Source organism: Echinicola pacifica DSM 19836 (assembly GCF_000373245.1).
In the GTDB taxonomy this organism is placed as follows: Bacteria; Bacteroidota; Bacteroidia; order Cytophagales; family Cyclobacteriaceae; genus Echinicola; species Echinicola pacifica.
Window position 1 is genome coordinate 149,054 of record NZ_KB890756.1, and the last position, 16,087, is coordinate 165,140.

At 48.1% G+C, this 16,087-nt stretch carries 10 protein-coding genes; 4 read left to right on the forward strand and 6 right to left on the reverse strand.

What is annotated here, in order from left to right; all coding sequences use genetic code 11:
- Positions 1-3 precede the first annotated feature (3 nt).
- Genes B050_RS0117985 through B050_RS0118005 form a run of 5 tightly spaced genes read right to left on the reverse strand, consistent with a single transcriptional unit; the run spans position 4 to position 10,184 of the window.
- Positions 4-1,368 carry a fasciclin domain-containing protein gene (locus B050_RS0117985; RefSeq protein WP_018475350.1) on the reverse strand — a complete coding sequence of 455 codons (1,365 nt, stop codon included), beginning with the start codon at positions 1,366-1,368 and terminating at the stop codon, positions 4-6.
- A gap of 53 nt (positions 1,369-1,421) precedes the next feature.
- Entirely contained in the window at positions 1,422-3,122 is a 1,701-nt protein-coding gene (locus tag B050_RS0117990) for a fasciclin domain-containing protein (protein ID WP_018475351.1), read from the reverse strand.
- Between the two features lie 16 nt (positions 3,123-3,138).
- Positions 3,139-4,629: a RagB/SusD family nutrient uptake outer membrane protein gene (locus B050_RS0117995; RefSeq protein ID WP_018475352.1), complete on the reverse strand. Its 1,491-nt coding sequence runs from the start codon at positions 4,627-4,629 to the stop codon at positions 3,139-3,141.
- A gap of 22 nt (positions 4,630-4,651) precedes the next feature.
- Complete coding sequence (locus tag B050_RS0118000; protein ID WP_026236000.1) at positions 4,652-7,933, reverse strand: SusC/RagA family TonB-linked outer membrane protein; 3,282 nt, start codon at positions 7,931-7,933, stop codon at positions 4,652-4,654.
- 22 nt (positions 7,934-7,955) lie between these two features.
- Positions 7,956-10,184, reverse strand: a complete 2,229-nt coding sequence (locus B050_RS0118005) for a fasciclin domain-containing protein (RefSeq protein WP_044202981.1) — start codon at positions 10,182-10,184, stop codon at positions 7,956-7,958.
- Positions 10,185-10,951: 767 nt separating this feature from the next.
- Between B050_RS0118005 and B050_RS0118010 the strand changes: the two genes are divergently transcribed.
- From B050_RS0118010 to B050_RS0118025, 4 genes are all read left to right on the forward strand, one after another.
- Positions 10,952-12,040, forward strand: a complete 1,089-nt coding sequence (locus B050_RS0118010) for a glycoside hydrolase family 88 protein (protein ID WP_018475355.1) — start codon at positions 10,952-10,954, stop codon at positions 12,038-12,040.
- 64 nt (positions 12,041-12,104) lie between these two features.
- Positions 12,105-12,893, forward strand: a complete 789-nt coding sequence (locus B050_RS0118015; protein WP_018475356.1) for a polysaccharide deacetylase family protein — start codon at positions 12,105-12,107, stop codon at positions 12,891-12,893.
- Positions 12,894-13,158: 265 nt separating this feature from the next.
- Positions 13,159-13,632, forward strand: a complete 474-nt coding sequence (locus B050_RS0118020; protein WP_018475357.1) for a DUF6515 family protein — start codon at positions 13,159-13,161, stop codon at positions 13,630-13,632.
- 119 nt (positions 13,633-13,751) lie between these two features.
- On the forward strand, positions 13,752-14,639 hold the full coding sequence (locus tag B050_RS0118025) for a dienelactone hydrolase family protein (protein WP_018475358.1): 888 nt from the start codon (positions 13,752-13,754) through the stop codon (positions 14,637-14,639).
- A gap of 214 nt (positions 14,640-14,853) precedes the next feature.
- Here B050_RS0118025 and B050_RS0118030 read toward each other — a convergent pair whose 3' ends face one another.
- On the reverse strand, positions 14,854-15,831 hold the full coding sequence (locus B050_RS0118030; RefSeq protein ID WP_229802466.1) for a glycoside hydrolase family 5 protein: 978 nt from the start codon (positions 15,829-15,831) through the stop codon (positions 14,854-14,856).
- Between the last annotated feature and the right edge of the window lie 256 nt (positions 15,832-16,087).

Below are 16,087 nucleotides of genomic sequence, written 5' to 3' on the forward strand. Positions count from 1 at the left end.
GGTTTAGTCAAAAACCGGTTCCAGACGTAAATAATCCAGCACGAGGCTGTTCCAGCTATTACTTGTGGTGGGATAAGCCTGCAGGATGAGCTTCAAGTCTCCATAATTCTGCACTTCATGCTCACCCACAAAAACCTCTTCAAAGGTATTAGGCACCACAAACATCAGAGAAAACAGGCTGTTCTGCACCGAGTCGATGGCGATCCGCTGTTCGTTGGTACGGGGGATATAATCATCATTAACGGCACGCCAGAAGATTTTATATTTAGTACTATGAACATAAGGCACCCGATAGGTAACATTATACCCAGCGATACCACTATTGATCACGAGAAGGTCGCGCTTATTGGAAGCCCAGCTACGTGCCCGGATGTTTACCGGCCCCGAGTTATCGCTGAGGGCGTCATAATATTCGCCTTCGATCTTGATTTCCGGAATTTTGTCTGACAGCTTATAGTCATATCCATCCATCACATAGACCACCCCATTGGAGGCGTTGATTTTCTGCAGAACTTGGTTTTGGTGGAAAGCCACCTTCACGCTATCCACCGAAAGGATGGTGTCGGGCACATTGTCATAATAAGCGGTGGTAAACACCAGGTCTTTTGACAAGCCCAAAGAAAGAGGAACTGAAGGGCTGTCAGTCTCGGGCAGTGTATCCTTATAATAAGGCTCCAAGCCGGTCTTGAAAGCTGCATAAGCTCCGTCGCTTAGCATCAGGAAGGTATAAGTGCTATCCTCGATGCTCAGGTCAGCCACTCCATATTGGAAGTAGTTGTAAGATTCCTGGGTGAGGCTATCGGTAACACTCATTCCTGTCACCAGCTGACTCACGGGATTATCAGAAAGCTGCTGGACGATGTCCCACACATTTTGCTTCGCCTCGAGATAGCTATCTATTTTATAGAGCACCCCGTTTTTGGCGAGCCTGTCTGCATAGTCGAAGTTGGCGGTTTCGTCCACGGAGGTAAAGCTATCCTTATTGAGGACATTGACTTTTCCATTGAGCATTTTCACTCGGAGAGGGGCTTCTTCTGCCTGATAAGACAGCTGCTGTTGGTAGCCGATATGGTTTCCCACGAACAGTTTTAGGGCCTCTTCATCACTGGTGATATGCTCAGGCAGGCCTTCCAGGGCGGCATTGTCCGGGGCCCAGACGGTATAAGATCCTGAGGCCAACTGTGCTTCCAGCCCACTTTTGGTGATCAGGGAGGCGAAGGTGCTCAGATCCGCATCTGAGCGGATCATCTGCACCAAGTTTTGATTGAGGTCTTGCGAAGCTTCATTGTGCTCTTCCCACTGGTCAGAGCAGGAATACAGCCCAAGCGCCAGGAGGCAAAGCAAGAAGTGTTTATATCTTTTAGTCATTGTTCTTTCTGTTTGAATTATTCACGATTAAAGGCAAATTGGCTTTCGCTTCTTTATTCCTCCACCTTATAGACAGGTGTTCCATCAATGGCAAATTTTGGATAAAGCTGATCTTCTCCCTCGGGGATAAAGTGGATCATATCCAGCCATAAACCACCCTGACTACGGCCGATACCGGTAATTCTATCAAATCGAAGCATATGCTCCCCAGTGGTCTGCACGTCTATCGTCCCAATGAACCTGCCCATGATCCGGCCTCCATTGGAGCCAGCAGTGAGGTATTCTTTCCATCCTCTGGCCTCTAGTTCATCTTCCGCCATATCTGTAGGAGCCTTAATCTTGGTATCCAATAATCTGGCACCAGGGATATCCTGTCCATCAAAAGTCACCTTGAGCTCTGCGCCATTGTTCCACTTGTCACCATAATGACAGATCCACAGCTTATATCTTCCCTTCACCAGAACTGGTGTTTTGATCTCCGTCCAGGTAAGTCGGTTGCCTTGGATTTCTATTCTCATATAGTCACCGAAGGCATAGTAAACCTGATTTAGTGCTGGCGGATAGTAATTCACCATCGCATCCACGAAATTACCTCCCCAGGACATGCCTGACAGCTCGCCGAGCTTGAAGGTATAGTTAGGAGCGCCAGGGACTCTGAAATATTGGGTCATCTGTCGGATTTCCGGCTGGTCTGTCACATCCCAGTACACGGCTGTAGGGGCTCTGAGCTTGATCGCAAAATGATCCTCCACCGAATGGATGACTCCATTCGTCACGGAGAAGTCACTTTGAGCTCTGATGATGGGCGAGCCCGGCTCATATACGCCAAAGAAAACATCGTCATTGACTAGTACCTCCACGCCATTCAGCTTGATCGTCACCACCTCCTGAGGTGCTTCCGTCTGATGGGCCGTGGCGGTCAATAAATCCGCTACATATTTGATATCAGGAATCACATGATAGGCCACAAATAAGTTTAGGCTATCCGAAGGATTGGTCGGGTCACCGGTATTGGAATAGCGGTCTTCGAGGTCCTGATAGCTAGTATATCCTGCCGCAGCCAGGGTCTCATCTGACTCTGCCAATATCGTAAACCACTGCCCAGCACGCTCCTCATTGAGGGTTTCGTACCAGCCTGTTTCTTTCAGTACCTGGGAGAATATAGAGTATTGTTGGTTTTCGTCAAGCCACTGTGCGGCAGACTTCGTCGGTGGAGAAAGCACCTGGTCGATGGCATGCATAATGCCATTGCCCAGCTTGATATTACTTTCGGTAATATTGGCTTGTCTATTGACCCTGATGGAGGTCTGCCCATCCGTAAACTCCGCTCCTGTCACCAGGTACTTGCCGTACTCTGTGGGCACCGGAAGCTTGCCATCGGTAAAAGAAGCGGTGGAAAGGGTATCGGTGATCAGGTGAAAGCGCACAATATCCTTAGCCTCCTCCTCGGTGAGCGCATCGAGCGTGGTGCCCATCTCGACCAAGTATTCGTCCACTGCCTCATTATCCGGGGCAAAAAACGTATAGGTTCCATAGGCTCCTAGATAGCCCTCCGTATTGGAGATTTCGAGGATTTGGGACAAGTTGGAATAGTCATCGGGATTTTGTCTTAGGTAGCCACTGATATTGGTATCGGTGGTGATACTGACATTGGTGGGAGGTTCAAACTCGCAGCCAAACATCCCTAAACAAAGCAAGCCCACCAACCATAGGGTGTTTTTGCTCCAGTGTTTTGTGATATAGAAAGTTTTCATCTTCGGTCGTTTAGGTTTATTTCAGGTAATATGGATTTTGCTCCAGCAGTGGGTTCGCATTGAGCTCCACATTATAGATCGGCAGGTAATGGCTGCGTGTGTCCCTCAGCTGGTTCAGGATCGAACTCAGATTGGTTTCCGGAGCGTTGACAATGGCTGCATTTAATAACAGGTCCAGGTTTGAGTAATCATTCATCTTGGATACCCGAAGCAGATCAAACCACCATTTCCCTTCAAAAGCCAGTTCCCGGGCTCTTTCACGAAGGATATACCTGACCATATCATTGGCACTGCTGGCAGAGGGATTTTCCTCTGTCTCTGGAATGGCCCCGCCACGTTCTCTGATTTCTGCCACGATCTCCAGGGCTTCTTCTCCACGTCCTATCTGCGATAGGGCTTCTGCCTTCATCAGCATCACATCGGCGAGTCTATAGATGATCCAATTGGCATAGGAATCAGTTTGCTCTCTACGTTGATTGGGCCCTAAGCCGATGTATTTCCATATCTCGCCACTTGATTTGAGCGTAGCGTCTATACTCCTAAGGTCAATATCCTCGGGACTGTCTATGCTAAAGCCGAAGGTCTCCTCCAGCACCGAGGGGTAGGCCAGGTACCGGCGTCCGATCGTGGTGCTAAACATAGGATAGAAGGGATTGGACTGTGGCGCGGCATACTGGATCTCAAAAATACTTTCCTGGGAATTTCCCTGAACGAATATTTCCTGTAGCCAATTTTCTTGTCTTACGAGTGCATAAGGTCCCGCCAAAACCTTATCGGCGGCGGTAGCGGCGGCTTCATAGTTTTCCATCCACAGATATACATCTGCCTGCAGCGCATTCACGGCGTACCTGGTCATGCGGCCCTTGCTGTCTGCATTGGTCTCATGCTGGGCATATATCTCGGGCTCAGCCTCCTCCAGGTCTTTCACGATCTGCTGGAGCACCTCTGCCCGGGCAGTCTTAGGAATGGTAAGCTGGTCTTCATCAGAATCCACCGCTTCTATAGAAAGTGGAATATCACCAAAAGAACGCACGAGGTAGAAATACATCATTGCGCGAATCGCCTTGGCCTCAGCCACATAATTATTAAGATCTTCCACCTTGAAAGTAGGATCGGTGTCCAAAGCGCCAGGGCCATTATCGATGACATTATTGCAGAGGTTTATGGTGCCATAGAATCCACTCCAATCACTGATTCTATTTGTCGATTGGATGTTTCCTAAGATCACTTGGATCTCATCGAAGCTGGCGCCAGTATTCAGCGCTACCATATAGCCTCTCAATTCTCCCCAGACAAACATTCTCTCAGCGAGATGGTATCCACGGTAGTTTCCATTCATGGAGGCGTAAGCTCCCATAAGGGCGGAGCGCACCTGCTCTTTGGTCTTCCAAAAATCCTGCTTGACCACGCCATTTATGGGCCTTTGGTCCAGCCAGCTATCACAGCCGACCCCCATCATGAGGAGAAGGGCAAATAAGGAATAGGATATATATTTCTTTATCATCATTGTCTCGTTTTTAGTGATCTGATTAGAACCTGGCATTTATTCCGAGTGTGTAAGTACGCACTGGAGGAGTCCGAGCATTGTCATATCCTATCTGGAATAGCCTGTTCGCATTGGTGCTTTGGAGTCCTACTTCGGGATCCTGACCAGTGTAGTTGGTCCAGGTGAAGAGGTTTTCCGCGGTCACATAGAAGCTCAAATCACCGAGTTTGGTCTTGTCCAGGAATGGCCGGGGCATGCTGTATCGAACAGTCAGCGTCCTGAACCTCATGAAACTTCCATCCTCCACATAGCGGTCAGAACCCAGCCAATTATAGCCGGTGCGGATAAGTGCCCGGGGCATGTCAGTCTCATCTCCAGGTCTTCTCCAGCGGTTCAGCGTGGCGGCATTTTGATTATCATAGCTGTACATATTCTCCGTGAGCATCTTGGTGCTATTCACGATATCTACTCCATACCTGAAGTTGAAATATCCTGATACCTGAAGGTTTTTATAGCTCACTCGCGGACCAAAACCACCCGTCAGTTTGGGATTGGCATCTCCCAGCCATACGATGTCCTTATAGTCTATATTTCCATCATGATTGATATCTTCATACATGGCATCGCCAGGCTGAAACTCATAAGCGATGGTCGGGTAGGTAAACATCATCTGAACGGGGTCACCATTAGGACCCACGATGGAATTGCCATTGGCATCGGTGGCGATGGTCGATTCACCGTCTTTATACACGCCTTTGTACTTAAACCCATAAAAAGATCCCAGCGGATTGCCCTCCTGTATGGTCACATAATAATTGCCATTGGACTGCATCGCCTCCAGGTTATCGGTCTGATATAATTCCGATATGGACTGAATGATGTTTTTGTTTCTTGCGATATTAAAGTCAAAATTGATCCGCAGGTCGCCTTTTTGGTAGGGCGTGGTGAATACGGAGAGTTCCCATCCACGGTTGTCCATGGTACCAATATTCATATTGACCGTGGAGAAACCAGTGGTACTAGGAATGCGGAGGTTGTCCAAGAACAGGTCCGTGGTACGCTTCAGGTACCAGTCAAATCCCACTACTATCTTACTTTGCAGCAGTTCCAAGTTAAACCCGAAGTTGGTCTGAGCGACATTTTCCCATTTGAAATTGGTCAATTCCAGGTTGTTGGGAACCACGCCAGTCTCTCCAAGGTAGTTCCAAGCCAGGTTGGAGAAGGTGCTGAAATGCAGGTAATCTCTACTTGGCGTATTGCCACTTTGGCCATAACTGGCTCTTAGAGAAAACTCGCTCATCCAGGAAAGGTCCTCCATAAATGGCTCACCGGATACTCTCCATCGGCCAGAGATACTTGGGAAGGTGCCCCAGCGGTGGTTTTCGCCAAACTTCGAACTTCCATCACGACGTATGGAAGCATTTACGATATAGCGGTCCATAAATCCATATTGAGCGTTAGCGACCAATCCTATGGCTCGTGAAATGGAGGTACCCGAGGAAAGGGCGATATTATCATCCCGGTTTACGGTGCCTGGCATCTGCAAATTAGACGATGCTGAATTGGTCGTACCCACATAGTATCCATCTCCACGGCCTTCATAGGTAGTGAATAGCACCATGGCCAAGAGGCTATGATTCTCTCCCAGCTCAGGAGTATAGTATAGCTTATTGAAGGTCTGGGTGATCAGATTGTCAGAGTCTTCATTACTAGCGGTATTTACATTCTGATTATTGAGTGCTAATCCGGTCGCAATCTGCGGCAGGAACCTCGTCGTCTGGGTATTATTTATATCGAAGGCCACATCTGACTGGAACATCAAGTCTGGACGGATATGGTATTGCAAGGTGAATTTTGGGATAATTCTATTTCCCTCCACCGAGTTTGAGGCTGCGGAGGCCAATGCCAGCGGATTATAGGTTCCGGGGAATGAGCCCTGGATATTGTTTTCCGGAGAGAAGAAATTTGGCGTCATATTGCCATATTCATCAAATTCATATACCGACATATTCGGCATTTTCTCGTAAGCTACACCCCTTACGATGTCCTGGCTATCTTTGGAATTCACCCAGTTGCGATCGGTGGTAGAGTGAGTGTAAGCCAGATCGGTCATCACGCGAATCTTGCTGGAGACCAGATAATCTAAGCTGATACGAGTGGCAAATCGGTCATAACCTGTGCCCACGGTGGTACCCACGGAGTTGTTTTTATTTACCGATACACGGTAGCGGGTTTTTTCACCTCCTCCAGACAGGGCTAGATTATGGTCAAACATATAGCCTAGCTGGGTGATTTCGCTGATCCAATCGGTATTATTACCATAATTATAGAAATAATAAGGGTCCTTGGGATCATAAGAAAATTCCTTATTAGCGGAGATATTCAGCGGCACGCCAAAGCTATTCATATAGCCTTCGGCAATAAGCGTGGAATACTGATCGCCATTCAGCATCGGTATCTGTCCTGGCTGCTGGGACAAGGAGCCCCTAAAGGAATAATTGATGGTAGGCTTGCCCTTATCTCCCCGCTTGGTGGTGATCACCAGGACGCCATTTGAGCCTCGAGACCCCCAGAGGGCGGTAGCGGCGGCATCTCTCAGCACAGTGATCGATTCGATATCAGCAGGCGCCACATTCAATAGCTGCGCATATTCGTTTTCATTGGCATTGGCAAAGTCAAAAGCCGAGGTATTGGTCTGGAAAGGGATGCCATCCACCACAATAAGCGGCTCAGAGGAGCCATTGATGGAGGAAGTTCCTCGAATCCTGATGGACATACCCGAGCCGGGGTCGCCGGAATTGGATACGATATCCACGCCAGCCATTCTTCCCTGCAGGGCCTGATCTATCGAGAGAGCAGACATCTCCTTGAGAAGCTCTGCATCCACCCGTGTGGAGGAGGAAGTCAGGTCTCTCTCATCTATTTTCATCATGCCTTGGTCTATCATCTTCTCCGCGGTCACCTCGGCCACATCCAGGTCGCTGATGTTAAACTGCAACTGAAGGTTGATCTCGGAGCGGCCATCGATGGGCACCGTCACGGACTTATATCCGATAAATGACACGCGGACAAGGTTCTGTTTGCTACTCACACGAAGGGAGAAGTTACCGTTGATATCCGTGGCCACACCTCTCAGGGTACGGTCATCATTTCTGTCCACTTCCACCACTGTGGCTCCGATGATCGTGGAGCCATCCTCTTTGTCTGTGACCTGGCCCTTCACGATCTCAAGGGTCTGCGTCGCTTGCTGGGCATGCAGCGTCCCTGTACATATCAAGGTCAGCCCCATGACAAACCCTATTAGTTTCCTGGTAATTTTTTTCATAAGAACTATTCGGTTTTTGGGGTTAGTTACTTTCTAATACTCGGTCAATCTGATGCAATACCGCATAGCTGGCCAGGACATTACTGCTCGGGATCAGCACATTGGCCACATTGCCATTGACATCGGTCGCCGTCATGGTATAAGGTGGCTGAAATCCGTTGGCGGAATTATCGATCAGCACCTTCTTGATATCCCCGTCCAGGGTCGCCAGTAGGGTGCTGAACTCCTCACCATTCTCACTCACGATCTTTTTGCCATCCGGCACAATGGAGTTTCTGGGCACAAAATGATACTTAATAAAAGCGGCAATCTGCTCGATCTCCGTGGACTCGCTAGTCTGGGGATCTGCCGGAAGCCGACCCTCTGCGATGGCCTCATTGATCGCCTCCTCCGAGGGGATAAGCACCGTAAAAAACTGCCCCGGAGACACTCCCTCTATCTGCAAGGAGGAAGGATTATAGAGCGGTGAGTACTGCAGGTATTCTGCGAACTTAGAGAACTGCGGCGTCTCAAAGATGATCTCCGCAAGGACTTTTTCCGTGTAGGTCGCTAGGCCAAGACCATAAAAATCCCGCCCGTTGACCGCCTCATAAGTGGCGCTTTCTGTGATGACGATATTCTCCCCGCTTTCCACATTGCCAGAGGCAAAGAATTCCCCGTTTTCATATCGGATATATTCACCACCCATCGTCTCAAAGATCCCTGAGCCCGACAGATCATCCAGCTCATCTGGTGAGGCAAGCTTGATGATGCTGAGCTCCAGCATTCTATTTAGCCGCTCGTAGGCCTGAGCAGATTCCCCATTATAGGTCCACTGATTTCTGGCACTGGGATCATATTCAAACCCCGCCTCGTTGAGCTGGTAATTGGACATCAGCAGCAAGGCGAAATTCTGTCCGGGATCGGAGATGGTAAATCGATAACTGTCCAGTAAGGTGAGCATGATGCTATAATCCGGATCCAGATAAGGGCGGCTATAGACGGTAAAGAAGAAATTTCCTTGTTGGACCTTATTGGTGCCATACATCAGGCCATTGCTGAGGACCTGTCTATCGGTAAGGTCAGTATCCGGGTCAAATCGAGCTTCCTCATTCAGGGTATTGGTCATCAGCGAGAAGCGACTTGGCCAAAGGGCGGTCTGCCACATATGCATATTCACAAAGTCAAAAAGGATGGGATCGGGCACATTGGCGAGAGCCCCATAATACTCGAGCAATACCTCATCCAGGAACTCCTGTAAAGCGTCGTTTTCGGGAACAAACAAGGTCCAGCTATCGGACTGGGCGTCATTGCCACCACTTAGGAAGTTTTCATTATTGGGAGAAAAAGCGTAGCCACCGGTAAAGGACTTGACATATACTGGTCCACCGAGGTTGTACACCGGCGCATAGCGCTCAGTCAGCTCAGGATAGGAATTAGCGTCATAGCTAAGTGCAGCATTGCTCTGCAGCGTTCTAAATTCCATTTCCAAAATCGACTTAAACAAGCTATACTGTGGCTTGTCATTCAGATAATCTGCAATATTCTGCATCGGCTCGATCACCCGATCCACGGTATGAATATAGCCGTTTTCGGCGACCACATTGGACTGGACCACCAGGGCATTGGCCACCTGCGCTCCTGTGTAGGGGCGATCATAAAATCCCTCAATATCATCAGCGGTCAGGTTCATCCTGTCCAGATAGTGCTGCATGAAATAAGGCATATACTTATTATTATTGTCATCCAAGGCATAGGTATCGAAGCCATTACGATTGGCATCGACCACGTCCAGCTCCTGTCCGCTTACTTCTTCTTTATAGACCCCTTTATAATAAGCCGTCTTACGACGAAAGGAAGCTGAAAGGGTATCTTGTCCCGCTCCTTTTTGATAGAACCCCAAATCCCTAAGACTGTAGGCATTGTATATCAGGGAATAAGAAACAATTTGGTAGGCTTTTTCTTCGGAAATATCATCTATTCCCGATAGGTTGTTGGCTTGGAAATATTGCTCAAAAGCATCATCCGTAGGGGCAAATACCGTCCAGTAACCGGCGGTGCTGAGGGTCTCTTTGTACCCGGCTTTCTCGACCAATGCCAAATAATGGTCGAAATTTCCCCGAAACCGTACTGAGTCGGAAAGCACCTGATAGATGGGACCTTCCAATCCTTCTGGCCTGGCGTAATACTCATCAAACTCGTCCTTACATCCAGCAAGCAAGAGAATCGATAAGCTAAAACACGCTAAAAGCAGTTTTGTAAAGCTGTTCATAGATTATTGAGGTTATTGTTAATCAAATAACTGCTTTGGCAAATCACAAGAATCTATTTTGACGAAGGTCATCCTCACCATATTATCATCTGCAAAAACCGAAGCTATCCGAAATTTAAAAAAGCCTCTCTCCAAAAGTGTACTGGTATATGCTGGTTTAGTGTACCTTAAACATTTATTTAAATGCAAAAATAATATTACAAATAGACAGAATTATCCCAGCCCCAAGACAATAATTGCACAGAAATAACCCTGGGCTTAATCCCCAGCCAGTACAAAAAATCATGCGCTAAATCGATTAGTTGATCGAAACCAAGCCAAACGCTGGCGAATAGAAAAAATTGTAAGTACTAATACTTTTTTTGCTCCTCCTACCCTTATAAAATTGACCTGTTTTTTTTAGTCACAGGTGCAGGAAAGCGTAATAGAAGCCTTAATTGGCTCCATAACCAGGGTGTCTGGGGTATTATTTCCCGATTACCCTATATTATTTACCCCTCCCAAAACCTGCGAAATGCTATAAGGACCAAAAAAAATCAAAACCTCCTGCCACCTAATCCCAGCAAAGCAGTACATATCAGCATACTATATTCTGGGCAATAATGTATTTTTGGTTATCATGGAAACTAAAATGGTATCCGTGAGACGATTAGGAAATCAGGAAGGCTCCTTCATCATGATCTGGCGATGAGTCTCCTCAAAAGGCAATTAACCAATAAGCACCAAATAACATGCAATCAAAACGACTAGCTGTAATGCTCGCCNCGATGCTGCTGACGGCAAACCTAAGCCTGGCTCAGCAACTACCCTCCAAATCTGAGATCATGGAGCAAATGGTACTGACCAATCGCTACTTCATGAACAAATGGCCCGATCCGGGCCAAAATGTCATCACCAATAAAGAGCGCCCCAGTAATCTCTGGACCCGGGCGGTCTATTATGAAGGCCTTATGGAGCTCTATGCACTCCATCCCGACAAAGCCTACTATGACTACGCAGTAAGCTGGGGTGAAGCCCACCAATGGGGACTCCGAAATGATGTGGAAACCCGGCATGCTGATAACCACTGCGCAGGGCAGACCTATATCATGCTCCATCAAATCGAGCCAAAACCCGAAAGGATAAGGGACATCCAAGCCTCTATAGACGGCATGATGGACAGCTATAAAATTGATGATTGGGACTGGATAGATGCCCTGCAGATGGCAATGCCGGTATTTGCGCAGCTCACCAGCCTCACCGGGGACAAGAAGTACTCCGAAAGAATGTACCAGATGTATATGGATACCAAGGTCCGCCAAGGCCTCTTCAACGAAACCGACAACCTCTGGTGGCGGGACAGCGACTTCCTCCCTCCCTATCAGGAACCTAATGGCAACGACTGCTACTGGTCCAGAGGAAATGGCTGGGTGGTGGCCGCGATGGTGCGCACCTTGGAATACCTACCACAGGATGACCCTCACCGATATGAATATGTACAGATGCTCCAGCGTATGCTAAAAGCCACCCTGACCCTGCAGCGAACCGATGGCTTCTGGAATGTGAGCTTACATGACCCTACACACTATGAGGGAAAAGAAACTTCGGGCACCGCTTTATTTCTCTATGGCATGGCCTGGGGAGTAAATAATGGCCTTCTCGAGAAAGACGTCTATATGCCCGCCATCACCAAAGCCTGGAATGCAATCGCTAAGGAATCCATCCATGACAATGGCTACCTAGGATACCTCCAGGGCACGGGAAAAGAACCTAAGGACGGCCAGCCAGTTACCTATACCAGCAAGCCTGATTTTGAAGATTATGGCCTGGGCTGCTTCCTGCTAGCGGCCAGCCAGGTCTATCATCTGGTGGACTAACGGAATTTAAACTTAATAGAGACCGTCTCCACCCAAAGTGGAACGGCCTTATTATCTTTGACCTATGACCAAAGCCCTTATATTTTTCCTAGCTCTTATTATTTCTCATCCGGCACCGTCTCAGATCCTAAAAAAAGCCATTCCTGATAAACTGGTAGTTTTGACCTTTGATGATGCCCCCGCCAGCCACTATTCGGTGGTGGCACCCAAGCTGAAAGAATACGGGTTTAAGGCTACTTTTTTCGTCTGTGAATTTCCTCCCAACTTTTCGGATAGCAGTAAATATATGAATTGGAGGCAGATGCAAGCCTTGGATAATATGGGCTTTGAAGTGGCCAATCATAGCCGAACCCATGCGAATATGGAGAGACTAGGCCGCCCCGAGATGATCGAGCAACTAAGCTATATTGAGGAGAAATGTGATTCGCTAGGCATCCCTCTGCCCAAAAATTTTGCCTACCCAGGCTATGGCCTCAGCCCATTGTCCCTGGAGGTATTGGAGGAGACAGGCTATGAATTTGCCCGGGCGGGAGGAAGCAGGGCCTATGACCCCTTGAGCGACCATCCTTATCTGATCCCCAGCTGGGCCACCTCCGCAGACAATAAGCAGGAAATCCTAGAGGCCCTCCAGCAAGCAAAGAAAGGGCAAATCGTGGTGCTCACCCTTCATGGCGTCCCCGATCTGGAACATCCTTGGGTCGATACGCCTATTTCCCTCTTCGAGGAATACCTCGACTACCTTAAGGAAAATGACTTTCAGGTAATCGCCATGGAAGACTTGAAGGACTATATAGATCCCGACATAGCGCTAAAAGCCATCAGCCCCGACTTTGGCAAGCCCTATAAGAACTAATGCTGGAGGCCTTGCAGAAACTACGAAGTAAGAATGCTCTGTTAAACAGCCTTAGGCATTTCCGCTCGCTCCTGTGAGAAACCTACCTAAAGGCAATAAATTACATTACCCATCAATTCCTTATACAAAATCTATCAAACCCCCACCCTTCTCCTCTGCTAAGCGGGGAGGTAAAAAGCACCTGGTTTCATATCGCTAATATTTGCTCCATATTAAACCTTCCGATGATTTGCTCAGTCCAATGACAAATCAAAAACCGCAGATTATGTCAGGTACAAACATCAAATCATCGATCAGAAAAGCCGCTTTGCTTATAGCAATAGTGACTATAGGGAGTATTCAATTTGGCTATGCCCAGAAGAACAACAGGACTGTGGTGAAGAAAACCACGGTGACGATCCTCCACCATCCAAAGACAAAGCCCCTTAAAACGGTGAGGGCATTGCCCAAAAACAGCCTCATCATCCATCACAAATCCCTTCCCTATCATTATTCAGATGGCAATTTTTACCGATATACCGCAGGAACCTATCTGCTGACTGCAGCACCCATAGGGCTTACGCTTAGCGCATTGCCCAACAGGTCACAGCGCATCGCCTATGCAGGCAAGGTGTATTACTTCCGTCAGGAGACTTATTACCTCAAAACAAAAAGAGGATATGAGGTGGTGCATGCTCCCCGGGGTCTGGTAAATCCCTATATCCCCATCCTACCGAGCAGCCAGACAAGGGCGCGATAAACGCTGGTAAATCGTTATCCTGCAGGCCAAAGTTTGATTATTCTGCTTGTCAATTAAAGCAAATAATCCTACCTTCTGAGGCACTTAAACTTCTTTTTGCCAGCTAATGCTACAGTCTTATGAAAAAACTCAATAAAAAGGATATCAAGCAAGAGGTATTTGACCTTTATGATGCTTATGCGCACAGTAAGCTAGAGCGCAGGGAATTTATCGAGAAGCTCTCCACCTATGCGGTGGGAGGAATCACGCTCACCGCGCTGACCAGCTACCTGATGCCCAATTATAATGACAATATCCAAGTGGCCCAGGACGAGCAATCGCTCAATACCGAAACGATAAGCTATGATTCGCCCAAGGGAGGCGGGGAGATCAAGGCACAACTTTCACGTCCTGCAGATGCCAAAGGCAAGCTTCCAGGTGTGATCGTGGTTCACGAAAATCGGGGTCTGAACCCATATATAGCTGATGTGGGCAGGAGAGCCGCCATGGCTGGATTTATCAGTATTGCACCAGATGCCTTATCCCCGCTGGGTGGCTATCCTGGCAATGATGACGAAGGGCGTGAAATGCAACAAAAAAGAGATAGAAATGAGATGCTGAATGACTTCATCGCAGCTTTCACCTATCTCCAAAACCACCCGGAATGCAGCGGAAAAATCGGCGTGGTAGGCTTCTGCTTTGGAGGCTGGATATCCAATATGATGGCTGTGGAGGTTCCTGAGCTGGCAGCCGCAGTGCCCTTCTATGGCAGCCAACCTACCGCTGATCAGGTGCCACAGATAGAGGCGCCCCTATTATTGCACTTTGGAGAGCTCGACCAGCGCGTCAATGCCGGATGGCCTGCTTATGAAGAAGCACTCAAAGCCAATAATAAAGAATATACCGCTTACTTCTATCCCGAGGCTAACCACGGCTTCCATAATGACACCACCCCCAGGTATGATCCCGAAGCCGCAAAACTCGCTTGGAAGAGAACCATCGATTTCTTTAATGAGAAATTGACCTAAAGCTGGCTGCATCAAGAGTCCTCAGCAGTATGGCCTCATTCTCATCGAGGCCATACTGCTGAGGACCATTATTATAGCCTATAATTTTCTTTTACCTAAAATCAATTTTGATCCGTAAGGATCGAATAAAATACTGGAAACGCAACGATCAGCATCTCTGGCAGGAAACCCAGATTCCGCGTACGAAAATGAATCGATAAGCAGCTAGATTCGGCTATGGATTTTTCAGATATTCGCGCAGCATGAGCCCCCACTCTTTGATCTCCTGATCCTGCCATGGGCCGCCTGAGCTGGCCGCAGGAAGGAAAATCGAGCAGGTCTCGTCCTTATCCGATACCGACCATGCCAGCCAGCTGATCTTATGCTGCTCCATCCACTTCAGCCAGGCATCCCAGGAGGCTCGGTCTATCTTCCCATCGCCCGAGGCTTCCATGGAGGCACATTCCGACACGAAAAGAGGCAAGCCTTTGGCCAAAGCATAATCGGCACGGTCACGCAGGGATTTCTTATGAGTCCCCGCATAGAAATGCAAGGTGTACATAAGATTGTCATATCCTAGAATGGGATTATCGGCGGCTATATGGATATCCTGATCCCAATGAGGGCTGCCCACCAAGATCACATTGTCAGGATCCTCTGCCCTGATGACCTTGATGATCTCTTCACTATAAGCCTTCACCGCCTCCCAACTGTCATCCACGGGTTCGTTAAAAATCTCATAAATCACATGAGGATGATGTCCATATTTCCTGGCCATCTCTGCAAAGAAAGTCTTCGCTTCCTCCAGGTTAATATGATGGCTATGCCAATCGATGATCACATAAATATCCTCGGAAATGGCTGCTTCGACGACTGCTTCGATCCGTTCTTTGGACCAATCAGGGCGATCAATATAGGCACCTTCGGGCTCCACGCCCATGGCAGCACGAACTACGCTGGCGTTCCAATCATTCTTTAGGTGGGACACCGCATCAGCATTATAAAAACGAGGCCACCAATTGTGCCAGCCGAAACTTATGCCTCGCAGCACCACGGGCTTCTCCTGCTCATCCACCAGCTGGCTGCCAGACACATGGAGGGCTTTCATAATTAGCGGTTCTGGCTTATCTGGCTCAGCAGCCTTGGACTGATCGGCTGGGTCGGCGCTACATGCGGTAAGCATTAGTAAGCCTAAAATCAAGAGTCTGTACATAAGTTGCTTAGGGTTTATCGGTTAAATTACCTTCCAAAGGTAAACAGCCAAGAAGAAGATCAGGGGACGAAAATGTATGCAAATAGGGGTCATAATGATAACGGACCTTTCCAATGATTCTTCGCTCAGGCCCACTATATGCATCAGCCAGCCGCTCATACCAGTCCTGTGGATAAGAGAGGAAAACAGTACGGGCTTATATCTAAGTGAATAAGGTATCAATAATAAGGAATGAGCTGAAAAATCCATTCTAGAC

What these genes read in the sequence shown, in the direction of transcription:
- B050_RS0117985 (WP_018475350.1), bottom strand. Translation starts at nt 1,368, where the DNA reads ATGACTAAAAGATATAAACACTTCTTGCTTTGCCTCCTGGCGCTTGGG.
- B050_RS0117990 (WP_018475351.1), bottom strand. Translation starts at nt 3,122, where the DNA reads ATGAAAACTTTCTATATCACAAAACACTGGAGCAAAAACACCCTATGG.
- B050_RS0117995 (WP_018475352.1), bottom strand. Translation starts at nt 4,629, where the DNA reads ATGATGATAAAGAAATATATATCCTATTCCTTATTTGCCCTTCTCCTC.
- B050_RS0118000 (WP_026236000.1), bottom strand. Translation starts at nt 7,933, where the DNA reads ATGAAAAAAATTACCAGGAAACTAATAGGGTTTGTCATGGGGCTGACC.
- B050_RS0118005 (WP_044202981.1), bottom strand. Translation starts at nt 10,184, where the DNA reads ATGAACAGCTTTACAAAACTGCTTTTAGCGTGTTTTAGCTTATCGATT.
- B050_RS0118010 (WP_018475355.1), top strand. Translation starts at nt 10,952, where the DNA reads ATGCTGCTGACGGCAAACCTAAGCCTGGCTCAGCAACTACCCTCCAAA.
- B050_RS0118015 (WP_018475356.1), top strand. Translation starts at nt 12,105, where the DNA reads ATGACCAAAGCCCTTATATTTTTCCTAGCTCTTATTATTTCTCATCCG.
- B050_RS0118020 (WP_018475357.1), top strand. Translation starts at nt 13,159, where the DNA reads ATGTCAGGTACAAACATCAAATCATCGATCAGAAAAGCCGCTTTGCTT.
- B050_RS0118025 (WP_018475358.1), top strand. Translation starts at nt 13,752, where the DNA reads ATGAAAAAACTCAATAAAAAGGATATCAAGCAAGAGGTATTTGACCTT.
- B050_RS0118030 (WP_229802466.1), bottom strand. Translation starts at nt 15,831, where the DNA reads ATGTACAGACTCTTGATTTTAGGCTTACTAATGCTTACCGCATGTAGC.